We start from the raw sequence: 17756 nt of genomic DNA on the forward strand, positions 1-17756 counted from the left end.
AAATCCAGCCTATCGACGTGGCTCACGCGCCCTGGGAGCGACGCGCGGCGCACCGCGCGAGCCACGGCGTGACCGGCCTGCGCCACAGCAGATAGACGGCCGAGATACCGACGACGACGGTGACGAGACCCAGAAACGCTCCCGGGCCGAAGGAACGCACCGCGGAGAAGGCGAACGTGAAGGTGTAGACGGTGGCGAAGAGCGTCGCGAGAGGCCGTCCGCTGGTGCGACCGATGGCGCACAGCCGAGCGACCACGAGCCAGAGCGCCACGAACGTCACGCCGGTGCCGACACCGAACCAGTACGCCTGATCGGTGGCTCGCTCGAGCGCCTTGCCGTCGAGGGAGCGGTCGAACTCGTCGGCGAGGCGGGCCGTCTGGGCGCGGATACCCTCCCGATCGAGTGCCGTCGTGAGGGTCGACAACGCCTGGACGAGCGCGCCCGCAAGCATGAGCCATACCGCGTACCGCACGGGTTGGGGCATGGCCTCGCCGGTGGTCGTGTCGTCGTCGGAGCGGAAGGATTCCACGACGAGCAAGGCTAACGTGTGAACGTGCGTATCGACCTTCACACCCACTCCACCTGTAGCGACGGCACGACGACGCCGGCTGAGGTGGTCGCAGAAGCGGCTCGCTCCGGCCTCGACGTCGTCGCCCTCACCGATCACGACACGACGCGTGGTTGGGACGAGGCAGCCGCTGCCGCCCGTGAGCACGGCATCGACCTCGTGCCCGGCATCGAGGTCTCGTGCAAGCACGAGGGGATCAGCATCCATCTGCTTGCCTACCTCCCGCCCACGGACGGCGAACTGTTCGCCGAGCTCGAGAAGGCCCGCTCGTCGCGCCTCACGCGAGCGCAGCGCATGGTGGAGCGCTTGGGTGAGGACGTCGACATCACGTACGAGCAGGTGCTCTCCGTCGCCGGTGCCGATGCGACCATCGGGCGGCCGCACATGGCGGACGCTCTCGTCGCGAACGGCGTCGTCGCGAATCGCTCCGAAGCGTTCGAGCGCTACCTCTACAACGGCAGCCCGTACCACGTCGGCCATTACGCGCTCGATCCCGTGCGCGCCGTGGAGTTGGTGCGCGCGGGCGGTGGAGTGCCTGTCATGGCGCACCCCTTCGCCGAATCGCGCGGGCGCATTGTCGACGAGGACGTCGTGCGTGCCATGGCTGACGCCGGCCTCGTCGGCATCGAGGCGCACCACCGCGACCACGATGCCTCACAGGTCGAGCGGGCGCTCGCGATCGCCCGGGAGCGTGACCTCGTCGTCACGGGCTCCAGCGACTTCCACGGAGCCGGCAAGCCCAACCGATTGGGGGAGAACACGACTGCTCCCGACCAGTACGAACGGCTGCTCGCCGGGGCTTCCGGCGGTACCGAGGTCGTGCGGGCCCGCCACTGAGCCGTGTGATCGCGTCGTGAAGTGAAGCACGAACGCCGTCGGCCCGGGAACCACGTGGTTCCCGGGCCGACGGCGTTGCTCGAGTCTCGAGGCCGATCAGACGTCGTGACGCGGCGGCTGCCCCTTCGGGCGAACACGCGGACGTCGGGGCGTCTGACCGGGCACATGCGTGGCACCGCTGTCACCCGTGGCGACCTCGGTGGCGAGCGTCGAAACCCTCTCGGCGTGCTCGGACGGCACGGCGACGAGGCTGATGTCGTCACCGCCGTGCGTCTTGACGCCGCTGATGACGGCCTTCTCGATGAGGTCGCGTCCCTTCTGGGCGCGCAGCATCATCGGGTCGGAGTGCAGCTCCCGCACGAGCGCGACGCACATGAGCACCATGACGATGACGAACGGCAGCGAGCTGACGATCGTGATGTTCTGCAGGCTCGTGAGAGCGGCCGACGAATCTCCTTCGGCCAGGCCGGCGAGAAGCATGACGGCGGCCACGGCGCCGGTGGCGGCACCCCAGAAGATGACGACCCAGCGGCTCGGCTCGATGCGGCCACGCTCGCTCAGCGTGCCCATGACGATCGAGGCCGCGTCGGCGCCCGAGACGAAGAACACGGCGACGAGCACCATGACGACGACCGTGGTCACACCCGCGAGCGGGAAGTGGTCGAGGACGTCGAACAGGGCCGCGTTCGAGTCGACGGTGAAGACACCCTCGACCTTCTTCGCGATGTCGTGGGTCTCACGCTGCACGTCGATGGCCGTGCCACCGAAGATGGCGAACCACACGAGCGAGACGAGCGACGGCACGAGGAGAACGCCGGTGATGAACTGGCGGATCGTACGGCCACGCGAGATGCGCGCGATGAACATGCCGACGAACGGGGTCCAGCTGATCCACCAGGCCCAGTAGAAGACCGTCCAGCTCGCGAGCCAGTCGTGCATCGGCTGCAGGCCGGTGGCCTGGCTGCGCGACGCCATGAAGGGCAGCTGGTCCATGTAGTCGCCGAGGCCGGTCGGCAGCAGGTTGAGGATGAAGGCCGTCGGGCCGACGACGAACAGGAACACGGCGAGCACGAGGGCGAGCACCATGTTGAAGTTCGACAGGTACTGGATGCCCTTCTCGACGCCGGAGACGGCCGAGAAGATGAAGCAGATCGTCAGGATGACGATGATCGACACGAGTGCCGTGCCGCCGACCTTGTTGACCCAGCCGTTCTTCTCGAGGCCGGCGGCGATCTGCAGGGCACCGAGGCCCAGCGATGCGGCCGAACCGAACAAGGTCGCGAAGATCGCGAGACCGTCGATGACCTTGCCGACGGGTCCTTCGGCGCGGCGTCGTCCGATGAGCGGAACGAACGTCGAGCTGATGAGCTGGCTGCGCCCCTTGCGGAACGTTCCGTACGCGATGGCGACACCGACGACGGCGTAGATCGCCCACGGGTGAAGCGCCCAGTGGAACATCGTCGTCGCCATGGCGACCTGGAGTGCCTCGGGGCTCTCCGCGCCGGCACCGCTACGCGGCGGCGGGGTGACGAAGTGCGTGAGCGGCTCGGCGACGCCGTAGAACATGAGGCCGATGCCCATGCCGGCGCTGAACATCATCGCGATCCACGAGGTCGTCTTGAACTCGGGCTTCTCGTTGTCGTGACCGAGCGGAATGTTGCCGTAACGGCTCGCCGCCAGCCAGATGGCGAAGATGACGAAGCACGTGGCGAACAGGATGAACGCCCAGCCCATCGAGTCCATGACCCACCCGAGGGCGGTCGAGGAGCCCGACGACATCGTCTTGGGCGAGAGAAGACCCCACGCGACGAACGCGATGGCGAAGGTAGCCGTCACGCCGAAGATGATCTTGTCGAGAGTGCCCTTGTGGACGGCCTCGTGCTGGGGAATGGGCTCGTCGACGCCGACGAGCATTTCGTGGGACGAGTGCGCGGTCGACGAATCCGACGACGTACCCTCGTCCGAGGCTGTGTGCTGCTGCGAAACGCTGTCAGGTTCCGCTGGTGGTGTCGTGTCGGACACGCGGAACCTCCCGTATCGGCCCCTTGCGGGTGCCTACTTTTCGTACTCGGACAACCGCTTTCCCCCGAAGGGAGGGAGACCGGTGACCGTGTGAGCCTACCGGGGGCCGTGACGCATAGCGAATGAAATCAGTTAAGCCGCCCCGCCAGACGGGTCACGTCCGAGCACGAAACGCCCCCGCCGTCGGAAGCGAGACCGAGGACGGGGGCGTGACTGACATGCGTTCAGCGCCGGAAGCGGCGGCGCAGTCCGCCGACGACGGACCGGGCGCGGTCGGCGGGTGCGGAGCCGTGCGGAATGACCTGCGACAGCGTGCTCTTCTCCCCGTCGTCCGCAGCTATCGCGGCACGTGATTCGGCGCCAATGCTGGTCTCCTCACCCCGCGCCTTCCGGTCGGCGAGGCGCCGAAGACGCTCCGTGCGCAGGGCCGCGGTGCGCCCCCGGTCGGTGCGGTACTCGAGATCGTCGGCACTGATCGTGCCCGCCCGCAGGTCGATCTGCTCGCCCACATAGCGGAAGAGCACGGCGATCGTGGCGACGACCGGAACGGCGAGGAAGCCACCGACGACGCCGTGGCCCTCGGAGCCCGCCGCGATACCGAGCAGGACGAGCACGGGGTGCAGCGACATCGAGCGGCTCTGCAGCATCGGCTGGAGCACGTGGCCCTCGATCTGCTGCACGGCCACGATGATGCCGAGCACGATGAGCGCCGTCGTCGGACCCTGCGTCACGAGGGCGACGAGCACCGCGAGAGCACCCGCGACGAACGCACCCACGATCGGGATGAAGCCACCGAGGAAGGTGATGACACACAGGGGCAGGGCCAGGGGCACGTCGAGGATGACGAGACCGATTCCGATGAAGATCGAGTCGATGAGGGACACGATCGCCTGGGTGCGGATGAAGCCCGAGAGCGTGTGCCACGCGCGGGTGAAGACCTCGGTGAGGTGCGCGCCGGTGCGCTCACCCGTGACCAGACGCACCCACGGCAGGAATCGGTCACCGTCCTTGATGAAGAAGAAGGACAGGATGAGGCTCAGCACGAGCGTCACGAGGACACTGCCGACCGTCGTCACACCGGAGAACACTCCGGACGCGATGACGTCACCGGACTTGGTGATCTTGTCGTTGATCGTGCCGACTGCGTTGTCGATCTGCTGTTGCGGAACGTTGAACGGCGGGCCCTGGACCCACTCCTGAACCTGTGAGACACCCTGGGTCGAGCGGGTCGCGAGTTCCGGAGCCTGGTTCGCGACCGAGGGCACGATGGCGGAGATGACACCGCCGAGGATGCCGAGGGCCCCGAGGATCGAGATGACAGCCGCCAACGCCGGGGCGCAGCCGCGTCGACGAAGCCACGCCGTCGGCGGCCACAGGACCGTGGCGATGATGAGGCCGAGGATGAGCGGCAGGATGATGACCCAGAACGGCGCGAGCGCGCGTCCGAGCAGGTAGAGCGTGACGATGACGACGCTGATACGTAGTGCCCAACGCGACATCGAGGCAAAGCCCGACGCGAGGATCTGCGAGCGATCGGCCATGGGGCCGTTCTCCGGCTCGTTCTCGTCCTGACTCTCACGGCGCGCATCGAGGTTGCGTTCGTCGAAGTTCTGGTCGCCGGTGTTGCGGCTGTCGTCCTGCTGGGGCGGAACGTCGGCGTCAGCGTCGAGTGGCCTGGAATCGTCCGGGTTTGTCGCCGGCATCTCGTCGTCCTGGCGCTTGGCTGGCGTCATGGGTGGGCGACCTTTCGTGGCAGTGTCTTTGCGCCCACAGTAATGGGCGTGCGGTGCCGCCCGCGAGGTGGCGGAGCGGGGTGTCGCACGATGCAAAACAGGGTGCACCCCAAAGGATGCACCCTGTTTCGACCGATCAGTTCTGGTCGGCCGGCGGCGTGTTCGCGCCGCCCGAACCACCGCGCGTGCGGCGACGACGTCGGCGCGGCTGGCCGTCGCCGGAACCCTTGGAGGAGTCGGCTCCGTTGCTCTCACGGCTCTGACGGTCACCGCCACGTGGGCGATCGCCGTTCGAGCGGGAGCCGCCTCGGCCACCTTGGCCGCGGCCACCGGAACGGTTGTCGCGACCGCCACGACCACCGGAACGCTCGCTCGAGCGCTCACCGCCGGAGCGGCCCGTCTCGCCGAGGTCCTCGACGCGCTCTGCGCCGAGTCCTTCGCGGGTGCGAGCCGACTTCGGGAGCTTTCCCGTGGCGTTCGTCGGGATGTCGAGATCCGTGAAGAGGTGCTCGGAGCTCGAGTACGTCTCCTGCGGGTCCGGGATGCCGAGGTCGAGCGCTTTGTTGATGAGCGTCCACCGGTGCAGGTCATCCCAGTCGACGAGCGTGATGGCGATACCGGTGTTGCCCGCGCGGCCCGTGCGGCCGATGCGGTGGACGTAGGTCTTCTCGTCCTCGGGGCACTGGTAGTTGACGACGTGCGTGACGTTTTCGACGTCGATGCCGCGCGCGGCGACGTCGGTGGCGACGAGGACGTCGACCTTGCCCGCACGGAAGGCGCGCAGGGCCTGCTCGCGAGCGCCCTGGCCGAGGTCACCGTGCAGCGGTGCTGCCGCGAAGCCGCGCGCGTTCAGCTCGTCGGAGACCTTGGCGGCGGTGCGCTTCGTGCGGCTGAAGATGATAGTGAGGCCACGGTCCTTGGCCTGCAGGACGCGGGCGAGGAGTTCGACCTTGTCCATGGCGTGTGCGCGGTAGACGATCTGCTCGATGGCAGCCACCGTCTCGGCCTCGCTCGCGTCGTCCTGCATGGCGCGGATGTGCGTGGGCTGCGTCATGTAGCGGCGCGCCAGCGCGACCACGGCGCCGGGCATCGTCGCGGAGAACAGCATGGTCTGGCGGGCGGCCGGCGTCATCGCGAGGATCTTCTCGACGTCCGGCAGGAAGCCGAGGTCGAGCATCTCGTCGGCCTCGTCGAGTACGAGCCCGCCGACGTACGACAGGTCGAGGTGTCCGCGGGAGGCGAGGTCGATAAGACGACCGGGCGTACCTACGACGACCTCGACGCCACGCTCGAGTGCCTCGATCTGCGGCTCGAAGGCGCGGCCACCGTAGATCTGGACGATGCGGATACCGCGGCGCTTGGCGGCTGCCTCGAGGTCGGAGGCGACCTGGACGGCGAGCTCACGCGTCGGCACGACGACCATGGCCTGTGGCTTGCCCTCGGGTGCCGGGACGGGGGAGTTCGACGTTTCGCCCTTCACGGTGACGCGGGCGAGGAGCGGGACGCCGAAACCGAGCGTCTTTCCGGTGCCGGTACGGGCCTGGCCGATGATGTCGTGGCCCGAAAGGGCCACGGGCAGCGTCATCGCCTGGATGGGGAAGGGGTGGACGATGCCCTTGTCGGCCAGGGCCGCGACGATGTCGGGGTGGACGCCGAAGTCGGCGAACGTCTGGGCGGAGATGGGCTCGGCGGGGGCCTCGGCCTCGATGGAGGTGATGCCGGCCGAATCGAGTTCGGCCGCGCTCGGCTGGGTCTGGGTCACGATCGTGCTTCCTGTCGGGCCCCGGGGCATGGTTGCCACGCCGGAGCGAAGGAGGGCCGATCGGAGGTCTTCTCGTTCACTGCGCTCACGCGGGGAACGACCTTGGGTGGACCTTGGGGGCGGCGGAGGGCCGACCTCGGTCGCGGCATCGTGGCCGACCGGGCACCTGCTGTCCGTTTCAGTGTACTCGCCGCGCGTCGAAGCAGTGGCTGCGGGCGATAGCATCGCCTTCATGAGCGACTCCGTGACGCCCGCGCCCGCCACTGCCGTCCTGCGCACCCTCGACGACCCGGACTACCGGGCCGGGGTCGTGGATCTTCTGAGCGTCATCGCCTACGGCGAACTCTCCGGAGCCTTCGCCACCGTCGACGACGCCTCGCGTGCGCCGCGCCTCGACCACAAGCTGGCTCTCGCCCGCATGGCCCGGATGGACTTCGACCACTACGAGGAGCTCGCTGCTCGGCTGCGCGAGATCGGCGCCGAGCCCGAATCCTCGATGGAGCCTTTCACGGCCGCCATCGACGAGTGGCACCGCCGCACTCCGCCAGCCGACTGGTACGAGGGCCTCATGAAGGCCTATGCAGGCAGCGCTATCGCGAATGACTTCTACGCGGAGATCGCCCGCTACGTCGACCCCGAGACCCGCGCACTCGTCGAGCGCGCGGTCGGCGCTGACGAGCAGGATGCCTTCGTCAAGCAGGTGCTCGCCGAGGCGATCGCCCAGGATCCGCGCCTCGGCTCGCGTCTTGCGCTCTGGGGGCGCCGACTCGTCGGCGAGGCGCTCAGCCAGGCCCAGCGTGTGGCGGCGTCCCACGACGCCCTCACGGCCCTGCTCGTCGACGACGGCTCGGGCGTCGGCGCCGACCTCGCCGAACTGACGCGCATGTTCGAGCGGCTCACGACGAACCACTCCGAGCGGATGCAGGCGCTCGGCCTCACGGCCTGACGCCTCCGCCCGAGACGCAAGAATCCCCCGCAACCAATCGGTTGCGGGGGATTTTTCGTGCGCGAGGATCAGACGCGCGTGGTGTTCTTGCGACCCGTGATCGACAGGTAGACCGTGATGAGGATCGCGGCGATGATGACGCCGAGGATGAGGGCGATCCAGTCGATGCCCTTCGTGTCGCTCTTGCCGGAGATCGCGGTGTAGATCGAGGAACCCGCGACCGAACCGATGATGCCGAGCACGATCGTCATGAGGATCGAGATGTTCTGCTTGCCCGGCATGACGAGACGCGCGAGCGCGCCGATGATGAGGCCGGCGATAATGGCGCCGATGATCGTACCGATCATGATGAACTCCTAACAGTGATGGCCGGGGCGGGTGTGCCCCAACGCTTCTGCTCTCACCTAAGCGAATTTTCAGGTCACTTTCAACTATCCACCCATGTGGGTGTGTTATTGGCGCCTTCGGGTCGAGGCCGAATCTCCGGGGTGAACGGGGCCTTCGCGCTGGTGGGAGAGAGCTTGTAAAGACCTGGGCGCCGCCGTCCCGAAGTCGGGACGGCGGCGCCTCGGGGACGGCTCGGGGCGCTCAGCCGCCGAAGCCGACGCGACCCTTCTGCTCGGCCGCGATGTCGACATAGGCGAGCGCCGACGTCGGAACGGTGACCGACTGGCCCTTCTCGTCCATGAGCGTGAGCGGCGTGCCGCTGCTCAGGGCCTCGCCGACGGCCGCGCGCACGGCCTCGGGCGACTCGTTCGATTCGATGACGATCTCTCGGGCGACGTTCTGAACGCCGATACGGACCTCCATGGCCCCTCCTCTTGTCTCGGTGAAGTCTTGGTCAATGGTGACGGGTGCGGTTGCCTCTGCCCACATCTACGGGCACCGGTCACCGTGGGCCTGTTGAGGTCAACGCCTCAGCCTGCGATTTCATCCCCGCCGGTCTTCGGGAATCCGGTCAGTCCCCTCCAACCGAGGACGCCGACGATGCGTGCGGCCTCCTCGCGGGGAATCGGCGCACCCTGGGCCACCCAGTAGCGCGCGACGACCTGCGACATGCCGACCAGTGCGACGGCGACGAGCCGGGCCTGCTCCTCGGGCAGGCCGGTGTCCTCACGCACGACCTGAGACACGATGTCGGCGGTGTCGTCGAGGCTGCGCTCGACGCGCTCGGCGACAGCGGGCTCGTTCGTCAGGTCGGACTCGAAGACGAGGCGGAAGCCTGCGTCCTCACGCTCGACGAACTCGAAGAAGGCCCCGACGGCGGCGGCGACACGTTCGTTGTTGTCGGTGGTCGACTCGACGGCCTTGCGCACCAGTTCGGGGAACTCGCGGGTGTGCTGGTCGAGCAGCGCGAGGTAGAGGTCGAGCTTGCCGGGAAAGTGCTGGTAGAGCACGGGCTTGCTGACGTGCGCCCGCTCCGCGATCTCGTCCATCGCGGCGCTGTGGAACCCCGACTCGACGAACACCGACTGCGCGGCCTCCATCAACTGGGCTCGCCGGGCCGAGCGGGGCAGACGTCCGCGCTTGGTGGGGTCGTCCGTGCCGGTCATCGGGTGAACTCCTTCGTCGGCGGTCATAGGCTGGGTGTGACTTTAGCGCCCCGCCCCGCCAGAGCGGGCGGCAGCTACCGGGAAGGAACATCTGTGGCATCGTCGCGACCACTCGACCCGGGCGAGCGCCTGCGTTACGCGCGCCACCTGACGCTGCCCGGTGTGGGCGAGGCGGGTCAGCGCGCGCTGCGTGACGCACGGGTCCTCGTCGTCGGCGCCGGAGGTCTGGGGGCGCCCGTCGTCTCGTACCTCAGCGCGGCCGGGGTCGGGGTCATCGGTGTCGTCGACGACGACGTTGTGGAGCGTTCGAACCTGCAGCGGCAGGTCATCCACACCGAAGCCGGGGTGGGCGAGGCCAAGGTTTCCTCCGCGGCGCGGTTCGCGTCGCAGCTCAACAGCGGAGTGACGATCATGGAGCACCGGGTCCGCCTCGACGCCCGGACTGCGCTCGAGATTCTTCCCGAGTACGACGTCGTCGTCGACGGGAGCGACAACTTCTCGACGCGTTACGTCCTCAACGACGTGTGTGTCGCGTTGCGCCTTCCCTTGGTGTGGGCGTCGATCTCGCAGTTCTCGGGCCAGTTCGGGGTGGTCGTTCCGGGCCTCGGCCCGTGTTATCGCTGCGTGTTCCCGCGCCCGCTCGCGGACGGCGAGGTGCCGGACTGCGCCGTCGGCGGTGTGCTCGGCGTGTTGCCGGGTGTCGTCGGCACGATGGAAGCGGTCGAGGTGATCAAGCTCGTCACCGGCGTCGGGGAGGTGGCCCGCGACGGGGTCTGGCTCTACGACGCGCTCTCGACGACCCTGACGCGGTTGCCGCTCGCTCGTGATGTGGAGTGTGTCGTCTGCGGTGACGGTGACCAGCGTCTGTTCGACGGTCTCGACGGGACCGGCCGGGGAAGTGACGTCACCGAGGCGGGTCAGGTGCCGCAGGTCGACGCCGCGCAGCTGGCTGAGCTCGATGACCCGCTCGTCGTCGACGTTCGGGAGCACACGGAGGTGGCTGCACGGCCCGTTCCTGCGGGGTGGGGTGAGGTGGTCGTGCGGCCGTTGAGTACGTGGGAGCCGTCGACGGCTCCGGAACTGCTCACGGCGGCACAGGGTCGTGCGGTCGTCACGGTCTGCGCGGCAGGATCGCGTTCGGCCCGGGCCGCGCGGGTGCTGCTCGATGAGAGTCGCGAGCAGACGGGACCGCGGATCATGTCGCTCGCCGGTGGCCTGGCCGCATGGAAGGAACAGGCGGAGCCGAGGGCTCGTGAGCTCGATTGAGCGCAGCAGGCGGGACATCTCGATCAGAACCTCGTCCGCACGAGGCGGCCCGTGAGGAACTGCGCGAGCGCGTCGTCGAGGTCGTCCACGACGTGCCCGAAGGCGCCGTGACGACCTACGGCGACATCGCCGCGGTCGTCGGAACCGGCGCCCGGCAGGTCGGCCGCATCATGAGCGAGGGCGATGCGGCCTGGCCGTGGTGGCGCGTCACTAACGCCGCGGGTCGCCTTCCGGAGCACCTGCAGGCGGAGGCGCTCGCGGCCTATCGCGAGGAAGGAACACCGATCCGCGGTGATCACGCCGATCTGCGGCGCGCGCGATGGCGCCCCGGGTTCGACGAATGACGCATCGTTGCGCGGTTGTCGGTGGCAGGTGATGGGATGACGCACATGCCGACGCCACCGCTCCAGCTCCGCTCGATGCCGCGCGCCACACCCGGCGGCGACCCCGCGGCCGCGATGCTGTTCGATGCGACACAGCAGGCGGTGCTCGACGCGGACGACCGAGTGCTGCACGTCGTGGGTGCGCCGGGTACGGGCAAGTCGACGCTCGCGGTGGAACTCGTGGCTCAGGCGGTCCGCGACGGCCTGGCCCCGGACGCCTGCGTTCTGCTCTCGCCCACGCGCACGCTCGCCGGCGAGCTGCGGGCCAGGGTGACCACGCGCGTCGGAGGCACATCGAGCGAACCGATCGCACGAACGCCGCAGGCGCTCGCCTTCGGCATCCTGCGCGCCCGCGCCGCTCTTGAGGGGCTTCCCGCGCCGCGGCTGCTCGCCGGGCCGGAGCAGGACGTGGTGATCAAGGAGTTGCTCGCGGGACACCGCGCCGGGCTGGGCCGTGTGCCGAACTGGCCCGCCGATCTGAGCGAGGCACTGCCCACCCGCGGCCTGCGCAACGAACTGCGTGACCTGCTCATGCGTGCCGTGGAGTGGGGCCTTTCGTCGGACGAGCTGGTGGCACTGGGCCACGAGCACGGCCGACCCGAGTGGTGTGCCGCGGCGAGCGTCCTCGACGAGTACGACGACGTCACGGCGCTGTCGCGCCCCGGGGCGTTCGACCCGGCGTGGATCCTCGGCGCGGCCGCCGAGGCGCTCCGCTCGAACGACGACCTGCTCGCCCAGTACCGCTCGCAGTTCTCCCTCGTCGTCGTCGACGATGCGCAGGAGCTCACCCGCGCAGGCGTCGTCTTCCTCCGAACGCTCGTCGGGCCAACGCAACGACTCGTGCTCATCGGAGACCCGGACGTCACGGTGCAGGGCTTCCGGGGAGCCGACCCGCGCTACATGGCCGAGGTCGCCGAGGATCACGGCGCCACGCGGCGTCTCACGCTCGGCGTGGGGCATCGCGCGCCGCGTGCCCTGGCGGCCGTCCGCGAACGCGTCAGCGCCCGTATCGGTGCGGTCGACGGTGCGGCGCACCGCAGCGTCACCACGCGACCGGGCGGTCAGGTCGACGTCGCATTGCTGCGTAGTGCCTCGCAGGAGGCAGCGCACATCGCCGGTACGTTGCGCCGCTCCCACCTCGTCGACGGGGTGGCCTGGCGCGACATGGCGGTCATCGTGCGCGGCTCCGGCATGACCACGGCGCTGCGTCGGGCGCTCAATGCCGCCAAGGTTCCCGTCGCCATCCCGCCCGCCTCACTCGCGCTGCGGGACGAACCGGCGGTACGTCCTTTCCTGGCCGCCCTCGACCTCGTCACTGCGGGGGAAGAGACGGTGCCCGGTGACCTCGCGCTCGATCTGCTCACCTCCCCGCTCGGCGGGGCGGATCCGGTCGTCCTGCGGCGGCTGCGGCGTGCGCTGCGGCGCGAGGAACTGGCACTCGGCGGTGCTCGTACGTCCGACGAACTTCTCGGGGCTGCGCTGTTCGAGCCCGTCCTGCTCGCGTCGCTCGGCCCGGAGGGCACGCCGGCTCGTCGGGTGGCGCGTGTCCTCGACGCCGGACGAGCCGCGTTCGCCCAATCCGGTGAGTCCGGCGACGCGGAGCACGTGCTGTGGGCCATGTGGCAGGCCAGTGGCCTCGCCGAGCCGTGGGAGGCGAACGCCCTCAGCGGGGGCGTCGCAGGTACCCGGGCCGACCGTGACCTCGACGCCGTCGTCGCGCTCTTCGGGGCAGCGGCCACGTACGCCGACCGGTTGCCCGGCGCCGCGGTACGCGACTTCCTCGACCACGTGCGCGGCCAGGACGTTCCCGGTGACCGCCTCGTCGCGGCGGCGCCGGACGACGACGCCGTCGCGCTGCTCACGCCGGCCGGCGCGGCCGGACGCGAGTGGCACACCGTCGTCGTCGCCGGGGTTCAGGAGGGCGTCTGGCCGGACCTTCGGCTGCGTGGTTCGGTCCTCGGCTCGGAGGAACTCGTCGACATCCTCGCGGGCCGTGGCCGTTCGCTGGCCGCGCGTCAGGCCGCTGTGCGGTACGACGAGACACGGCAGTTCGCCATGGCGGTCAGCCGCGCGCGCGAGAACCTCCTCGTCACAGCGGTTCGTGACGACGACGAACAGCCGAGCGTCTACCTCGACATCGTCGACCCGCTCACCACGTCGGCCGGAGCGGATGCCTTGCGCGAGTTCACCTCGGTGGCACGCCCCATGACGTTGGCGGGTGTCGTGGCGGAGGCGCGCCGGATGCTCGCCTCCACCGACGAGATCGAACGAGACGAAGCCTCCCGGCGCCTCGCCCGCCTCGCCGCAGCCGGTGTTCCGGGCGCTGACCCGAGCAGTTGGTGGGCCCTCGTCGCCCAGTCCGACGACCGACCGGTGCGCGCCCCTGAGAGCGTCGTGCGGGTGAGCCCGTCCAAGGTGGAGAGCTTCCACCGCTGTTCGCTCAACTGGCTGCTTACGACGAACGGTGCCTTCGGCCCTTCGATCGGAGCAAGCACCATCGGCACCCTCGTCCACGAGATCGCGCAGGAGTTCGCCGACACCGATCCCACCGCGATGCAGGCCGCGCTCGACGAACGCTGGCCACGTCTCGGGCTCGGCCAAACCTGGCTGGCGAGGGTCGCCAAGGAACGAACGAGTGGCATGATCGGCCGGCTCGAGGGCTATCTCGCCGACGCGAAGGCAGACGGTTGGTCCGGCGCCGGAGTCGAGCGGCCCTTCAGTGCCGTCATCGGCCGGGCCAAGATCTCCGGCATGGTCGACCGGCTGGAGAGCCACGACGGCCGCGGCCTGCGCATCATCGACTACAAGACGGGCGGGTCCAAGCCCAACGATGCCGAGGTGGCGGCGCACCCGCAGCTGGCCGCCTACCAGGCCGCGCTCGAAGCGGGAGCCTTCGGTCCGGGCGTGACGAGCGGCGGCGCCGCACTCGTTCAGCTCGGCAAAGCCGCGGGCGACAGCAGCCGAAGTCCCGCCAAGCTCCAGGTGCAACCGCCCCTCGTGGCCGACGAATCCCGCCAGGATCCGGCCGGGGACGAGGCTTCGACCGAAGCCTCCGTCGGAACGAGCGCCTGGGCGCGCGACCTCATGGAACGCACCGCCGACGGGATGGGCGCGGCTACGTTCCGCGCCGCCATCAACCCGGGATGCACGATCTGCCCGGTCAAGAGTTCCTGCCCTCTCCAGCCGGAAGGACGCACGCTGTGAGCGACATCCCCACCGAGCCCGCCACGGCTGCGTCGAACGGTCGGCGGTACGTCAGCGCGGACGAGATCGCGGACGCCTTGGGGCGCTACCGGCACACGCCCGAGCAGAAGGCCGTCATCGAGGCTCCGCTCGAGCCCCTGCTCGTCGTGGCAGGTGCGGGCTCGGGCAAGACCGACACGATGGCCTCACGCGTCGTGTGGCTCGTGGCGAACGACATCGTGCGTCCTGCGCAGATTCTCGGGCTCACCTTCACGCGCAAGGCAGCGGGTGAGCTCGCCGAGCGCATCGGGCAGCGCCTGCGCCTGCTCGAGGCGAGCGGGCTGTGGAAGCCACAGGCCGACGAGGACGGCACCGAAGGCCTCGGCGAGGCGCCCACCGTTTCCACCTACAACGCCTACGCCGGGCGCATCGTGAGCGAACACGGGCTGCGCCTGGGCATCGAACCCGACTCCCGGATGCTCTCCGAGTCGGCATCCTGGCAGTTCGCCCACGAGGTCGTGGCCTCGTGGGACGGCGACATGTCCGACATCACGGTGGGTGAAGCGAGCGTCAGCGCGGGGGTTCTCGCCACGAGCGGCGAACTCAAGGAACACCAGCGCGACGTCGACGATCTGCGCGCCTACTACGAGGGCCTGTTCGCAGGCCTCGAAACGATCCCGTACGCACCCCGCAAGCGCAGCCTGGGAGACGCTGGAAAGGCGCTGCGGATCAAGGCCAAGGGGCATCTTCAACTGCTTCCGCTCGTCGAGGGTTATACGCGGCTGAAGGCCGAACGCTCGGCCCTCGACTTCTCCGACCAGATCGCCTTCGCGGCGCGATTGGCGGAGCGCTTCGAGCAGATCGGGGAGGGGGAGCGTCTGCGTTACCGCGCGGTGCTGCTCGACGAGTTCCAAGACACGAGTGCCGCGCAGATCAGTTTCCTCGCCTCGGTCTTCGCGCGCGGTGAGCAGCGTCCCGGCGTCATCGCCGTCGGTGACCCGCACCAGTCGATCTTCGGTTGGCGTGGCGCGAGTGCCACGACGCTCGCCTCGTTCCGTCAGGAGTTCGCTCTGCCGGGTGAGGACGTGACGCCGGTGGCGTCGCTGTCGACGTCGTGGCGCAACGACCAGGCCGTCCTCGATGTGGCCAACGTCGTGGCGGCGCCCCTCACCCAGGCTTCCCGTGTTCCGGTCGAGCCGCTGCGTGCGCGTCCTGACGCCGGGCCGGGCACCGTGCAGGCGGCCCGCCTCGAGACGGATGTCGAGGAGGCGCGCTACGTCGCGCGGTGGATCGCGGAACGACGTGCCGTCGTCAGTGCCGACGGGCACGAGCGAACAGCAGCCGTCCTGTGCCGCAAGCGCTCTCAGTTCGTCCCGGTTCTCGAAGCCCTCGACGCCGAGGGCATCCCGGCCGAAGCCGTCGGCCTGGGCGGCTTGTTGCAGACCCCCGAGGTCGTCGATCTCGTCTCGATGCTCTGGGTCGTCGACGATCCGGGTCGAGGTGATCACCTCATGCGGCTGCTCACCGGTCCGGCCATGCGCCTGGGCCCGGCCGATCTCGACGCCCTCGGCACGTGGGCCCGTGAACTGCACGAGCGTCAGCGCGAGGAGGCCGCTGCAGCGCTCGCGCGTGCCGCCGAATCCGCCGGCAGCGCAGGGGAGAGCCAGTCCCCGGGCCGTTCGGAGGGCGAGGCGTCACCGGGTCTGATCGCGCCGGTGGCGCGCCGGGAGGCAGATCTCGCCGAAGGCACCCGCGACGACATCAGCCTCGTCGAAGCCATCGGTGAACTGCCAGACGAATCGTGGCGTGGGCGGGACGACGAGCGCTTCTCGCCGGAGGCGTTGGCTCGGCTGGCGGGCTTTCATACCTCCTTGAACCGACTTCGTCTGCTCACCGGTTTGCCGCTGGCCGACTTCGTGGGAGAGGCCGAGCGAGTGCTCGGACTCGACATCGAGGTGCTCGCGCGGCCGGGGCACGATCCGTCGACGGCGCGCGCTCACCTCGACGCGTTCGCCGACGTCGCCGGTACCTTCTCGGCGCAGGCGGAGCGTCCCACGCTCGGAGGGTTCCTTGACTGGCTCGATGCTGCACGTGAGGAGGAACGTGGCCTGGAAATGCCGGCCATCGAGGTGAACCCCCGGGCCGTTCAGGTGCTCACCGTGCACGCGGCCAAGGGCCTCGAGTGGGATGTCGTCGCCGTGCCCGGCCTCGTCGAGGGGTCCTTCCCCGGGCTCGACGGGCGAACGCAGGCGGCCGGCGACGAGTGGGCCTTCTCGCAGCACAAGGTCAAGGGTTGGCTCTCGGGCCTCGCGAGCATCCCGTACGACCTGCGCGGCGACCGAGGCGGCCTTCCCGCGTTCGACTGGCGAACCGCCGCTGACTCGGACGACCTCAACGACCGTTACGGCGTCTACCGGGAGGCGGGCCAGGCTCACGAGCGTGTCGAGGAACGGCGCCTGGCGTACGTCGCGTTCACCCGCGCTCGCTCGGAGATGCTCCTCACCACTGCGCCGTGGACGAGCGGGAGCAAGTCGCCGCGGTTGGCGTCGAGCTTCCTCGAGGAGGTGATCGCCGCCGACCTGGCCGAGGTGCTGCAGTGGTCGCCGATGCCGCCCACGCTCGTCGACGGAGAACCTCCGACGAACCCCCTCGAGGAGAACGCGCACGAGGTCATCTGGCCCGTCGACGCGATGGCCGATCACCGCGCAGCCATGACGCCTGGTGCCCGCCTCGTCGAGCAGGCGCGCGAACGTCTCGCCGAGGGCGAGGACCTCGAAGCACCGGGTCAGGCCGGCCTGCCGCTCGAAGGCACCCCGGAGGACCGCGACCTCGAGGTCGAACTCCTTCTCGCAGAGCGCGCTCGTGAGCGTCGGCGTGAGGATCGTTCGGTCGTGCTTCCCTCCCACCTGTCGGCCTCGGCCGTCGTCGCGCTCGCGAGCGATCCGGCCACGTTCGCGCGGCGCCTGCGTCGACCCATGCCGAGCGAGCCGGCGGTCGCCGCGCGCCGCGGTACGGCGTTCCACGCCTGGGTCGAGCAGCACTACGGCTCGGCTGCGCTCGTCGATGTCGACGAGCTGCCCGGATTCTTCGACGAGGAACCGGCCACCGATGACGCCCTGCCGCGTCTGAAGGAGAACTTCCTCGCGAGCGAGTGGGCCGCGCGCACCCCGCTCGATCTCGAGGTCTCCGTCGAAACGGTCGTGGCGGGCTACGCCATTCGCGGTCGCATCGACGCCGTCTTCGCGCGCGCCGACGGTGGCGTCACCGTCGTCGACTGGAAGACAGGCGCCCGCCCGGACGCCGCGACGTTGCGCCATCGCAGCCTTCAGCTCGCCACGTACGCCCTCGCGTACGCGCGCCTCAAGGGGCTCGACCCGGCCATGGTCGACGGGGCGTTCTTCTACGCCGCGAGCGGAGAGACGTACCGCCCGCCGATGCAGACCCAGCGTGAGATCGAGGAGTTGCTCGTCACCGCCACCGAGGGGTGACGGAAGCCGAGCGAG

Annotated in this window: 13 protein-coding genes; 6 read left to right on the plus strand and 7 right to left on the minus strand. The window is 69.5% G+C overall.

Annotated elements, in window-relative coordinates:
* Nucleotides 1-22: 22 nt before the first annotated feature.
* A complete protein-coding gene (locus EVU97_RS00370) occupies nt 23-529 on the minus strand; it encodes a hypothetical protein (protein ID WP_129662582.1) in 507 nt (168 codons plus the stop codon).
* A gap of 24 nt (nt 530-553) precedes the next feature.
* Between EVU97_RS00370 and EVU97_RS00375 the strand changes: the two genes are divergently transcribed.
* Entirely contained in the window at nt 554-1405 is an 852-nt protein-coding gene (locus EVU97_RS00375) for a PHP domain-containing protein (RefSeq protein ID WP_129662584.1), read from the plus strand.
* Between the two features lie 96 nt (nt 1406-1501).
* On the opposite strand, the gene EVU97_RS00380 is transcribed toward EVU97_RS00375, so the two are convergent.
* From EVU97_RS00380 to EVU97_RS00390, 3 genes are all read right to left on the minus strand, one after another.
* Nucleotides 1502-3319 (minus strand): BCCT family transporter, encoded by a 1818-nt coding sequence (locus EVU97_RS00380; protein ID WP_129663189.1) that lies wholly within the window; start codon nt 3317-3319, stop codon nt 1502-1504.
* Nucleotides 3320-3651: 332 nt separating this feature from the next.
* Nucleotides 3652-5160: an AI-2E family transporter gene (locus EVU97_RS00385; protein ID WP_240730075.1), complete on the minus strand. Its 1509-nt coding sequence runs from the start codon at nt 5158-5160 to the stop codon at nt 3652-3654.
* Nucleotides 5161-5296: 136 nt separating this feature from the next.
* Entirely contained in the window at nt 5297-6952 is a 1656-nt protein-coding gene (locus EVU97_RS00390) for a DEAD/DEAH box helicase (RefSeq protein WP_129663193.1), read from the minus strand.
* Between the two features lie 202 nt (nt 6953-7154).
* On the opposite strand from EVU97_RS00390, the gene EVU97_RS00395 reads away from it, so the two are divergent.
* Entirely contained in the window at nt 7155-7868 is a 714-nt protein-coding gene (locus tag EVU97_RS00395) for a ferritin-like fold-containing protein (RefSeq protein WP_047310299.1), read from the plus strand.
* A gap of 68 nt (nt 7869-7936) precedes the next feature.
* On the opposite strand, the gene EVU97_RS00400 is transcribed toward EVU97_RS00395, so the two are convergent.
* The 3 genes from EVU97_RS00400 to EVU97_RS00410 all read right to left on the minus strand — a co-directional run bounded on the left by EVU97_RS00400 (nt 7937) and on the right by EVU97_RS00410 (nt 9421).
* Nucleotides 7937-8215 carry a GlsB/YeaQ/YmgE family stress response membrane protein gene (locus EVU97_RS00400; RefSeq protein WP_047310298.1) on the minus strand — a complete coding sequence of 93 codons (279 nt, stop codon included), beginning with the start codon at nt 8213-8215 and terminating at the stop codon, nt 7937-7939.
* A gap of 241 nt (nt 8216-8456) precedes the next feature.
* The gene (locus tag EVU97_RS00405; RefSeq protein WP_047310297.1) at nt 8457-8678 is read right to left on the minus strand and encodes a DUF3107 domain-containing protein; all 222 of its coding nucleotides are present in this window, start codon (nt 8676-8678) and stop codon (nt 8457-8459) included.
* Nucleotides 8679-8785: 107 nt separating this feature from the next.
* Nucleotides 8786-9421 (minus strand): TetR/AcrR family transcriptional regulator, encoded by a 636-nt coding sequence (locus tag EVU97_RS00410; RefSeq protein ID WP_129662586.1) that lies wholly within the window; start codon nt 9419-9421, stop codon nt 8786-8788.
* A gap of 93 nt (nt 9422-9514) precedes the next feature.
* Here EVU97_RS00410 and EVU97_RS00415 point away from each other — a divergent pair, with 93 nt between their 5' ends.
* From EVU97_RS00415 to EVU97_RS00430, 4 genes are read left to right on the plus strand one after another with little or no spacing between them, the layout of a single operon-like run.
* Nucleotides 9515-10687 (plus strand): ThiF family adenylyltransferase, encoded by a 1173-nt coding sequence (locus tag EVU97_RS00415; RefSeq protein WP_165357820.1) that lies wholly within the window; start codon nt 9515-9517, stop codon nt 10685-10687.
* Complete coding sequence (locus EVU97_RS00420; protein ID WP_231579489.1) at nt 10684-11031, plus strand: MGMT family protein; 348 nt, start codon at nt 10684-10686, stop codon at nt 11029-11031. Before EVU97_RS00415 ends, EVU97_RS00420 begins: the two co-directional genes overlap by 4 nt.
* A gap of 36 nt (nt 11032-11067) precedes the next feature.
* Complete coding sequence (locus EVU97_RS00425) at nt 11068-14274, plus strand: ATP-dependent DNA helicase (RefSeq protein ID WP_240730076.1); 3207 nt, start codon at nt 11068-11070, stop codon at nt 14272-14274.
* A complete protein-coding gene (locus tag EVU97_RS00430; RefSeq protein ID WP_240730077.1) occupies nt 14271-17741 on the plus strand; it encodes an ATP-dependent DNA helicase in 3471 nt (1156 codons plus the stop codon). Before EVU97_RS00425 ends, EVU97_RS00430 begins: the two co-directional genes overlap by 4 nt.
* Nucleotides 17742-17756: the final 15 nt, after the last annotated feature.

Origin of the sequence: Dermacoccus sp. 147Ba (assembly GCF_004151355.1) — a bacterium.
Taxonomy (GTDB): Bacteria; Actinomycetota; Actinomycetes; order Actinomycetales; family Dermatophilaceae; genus Dermacoccus; species Dermacoccus abyssi.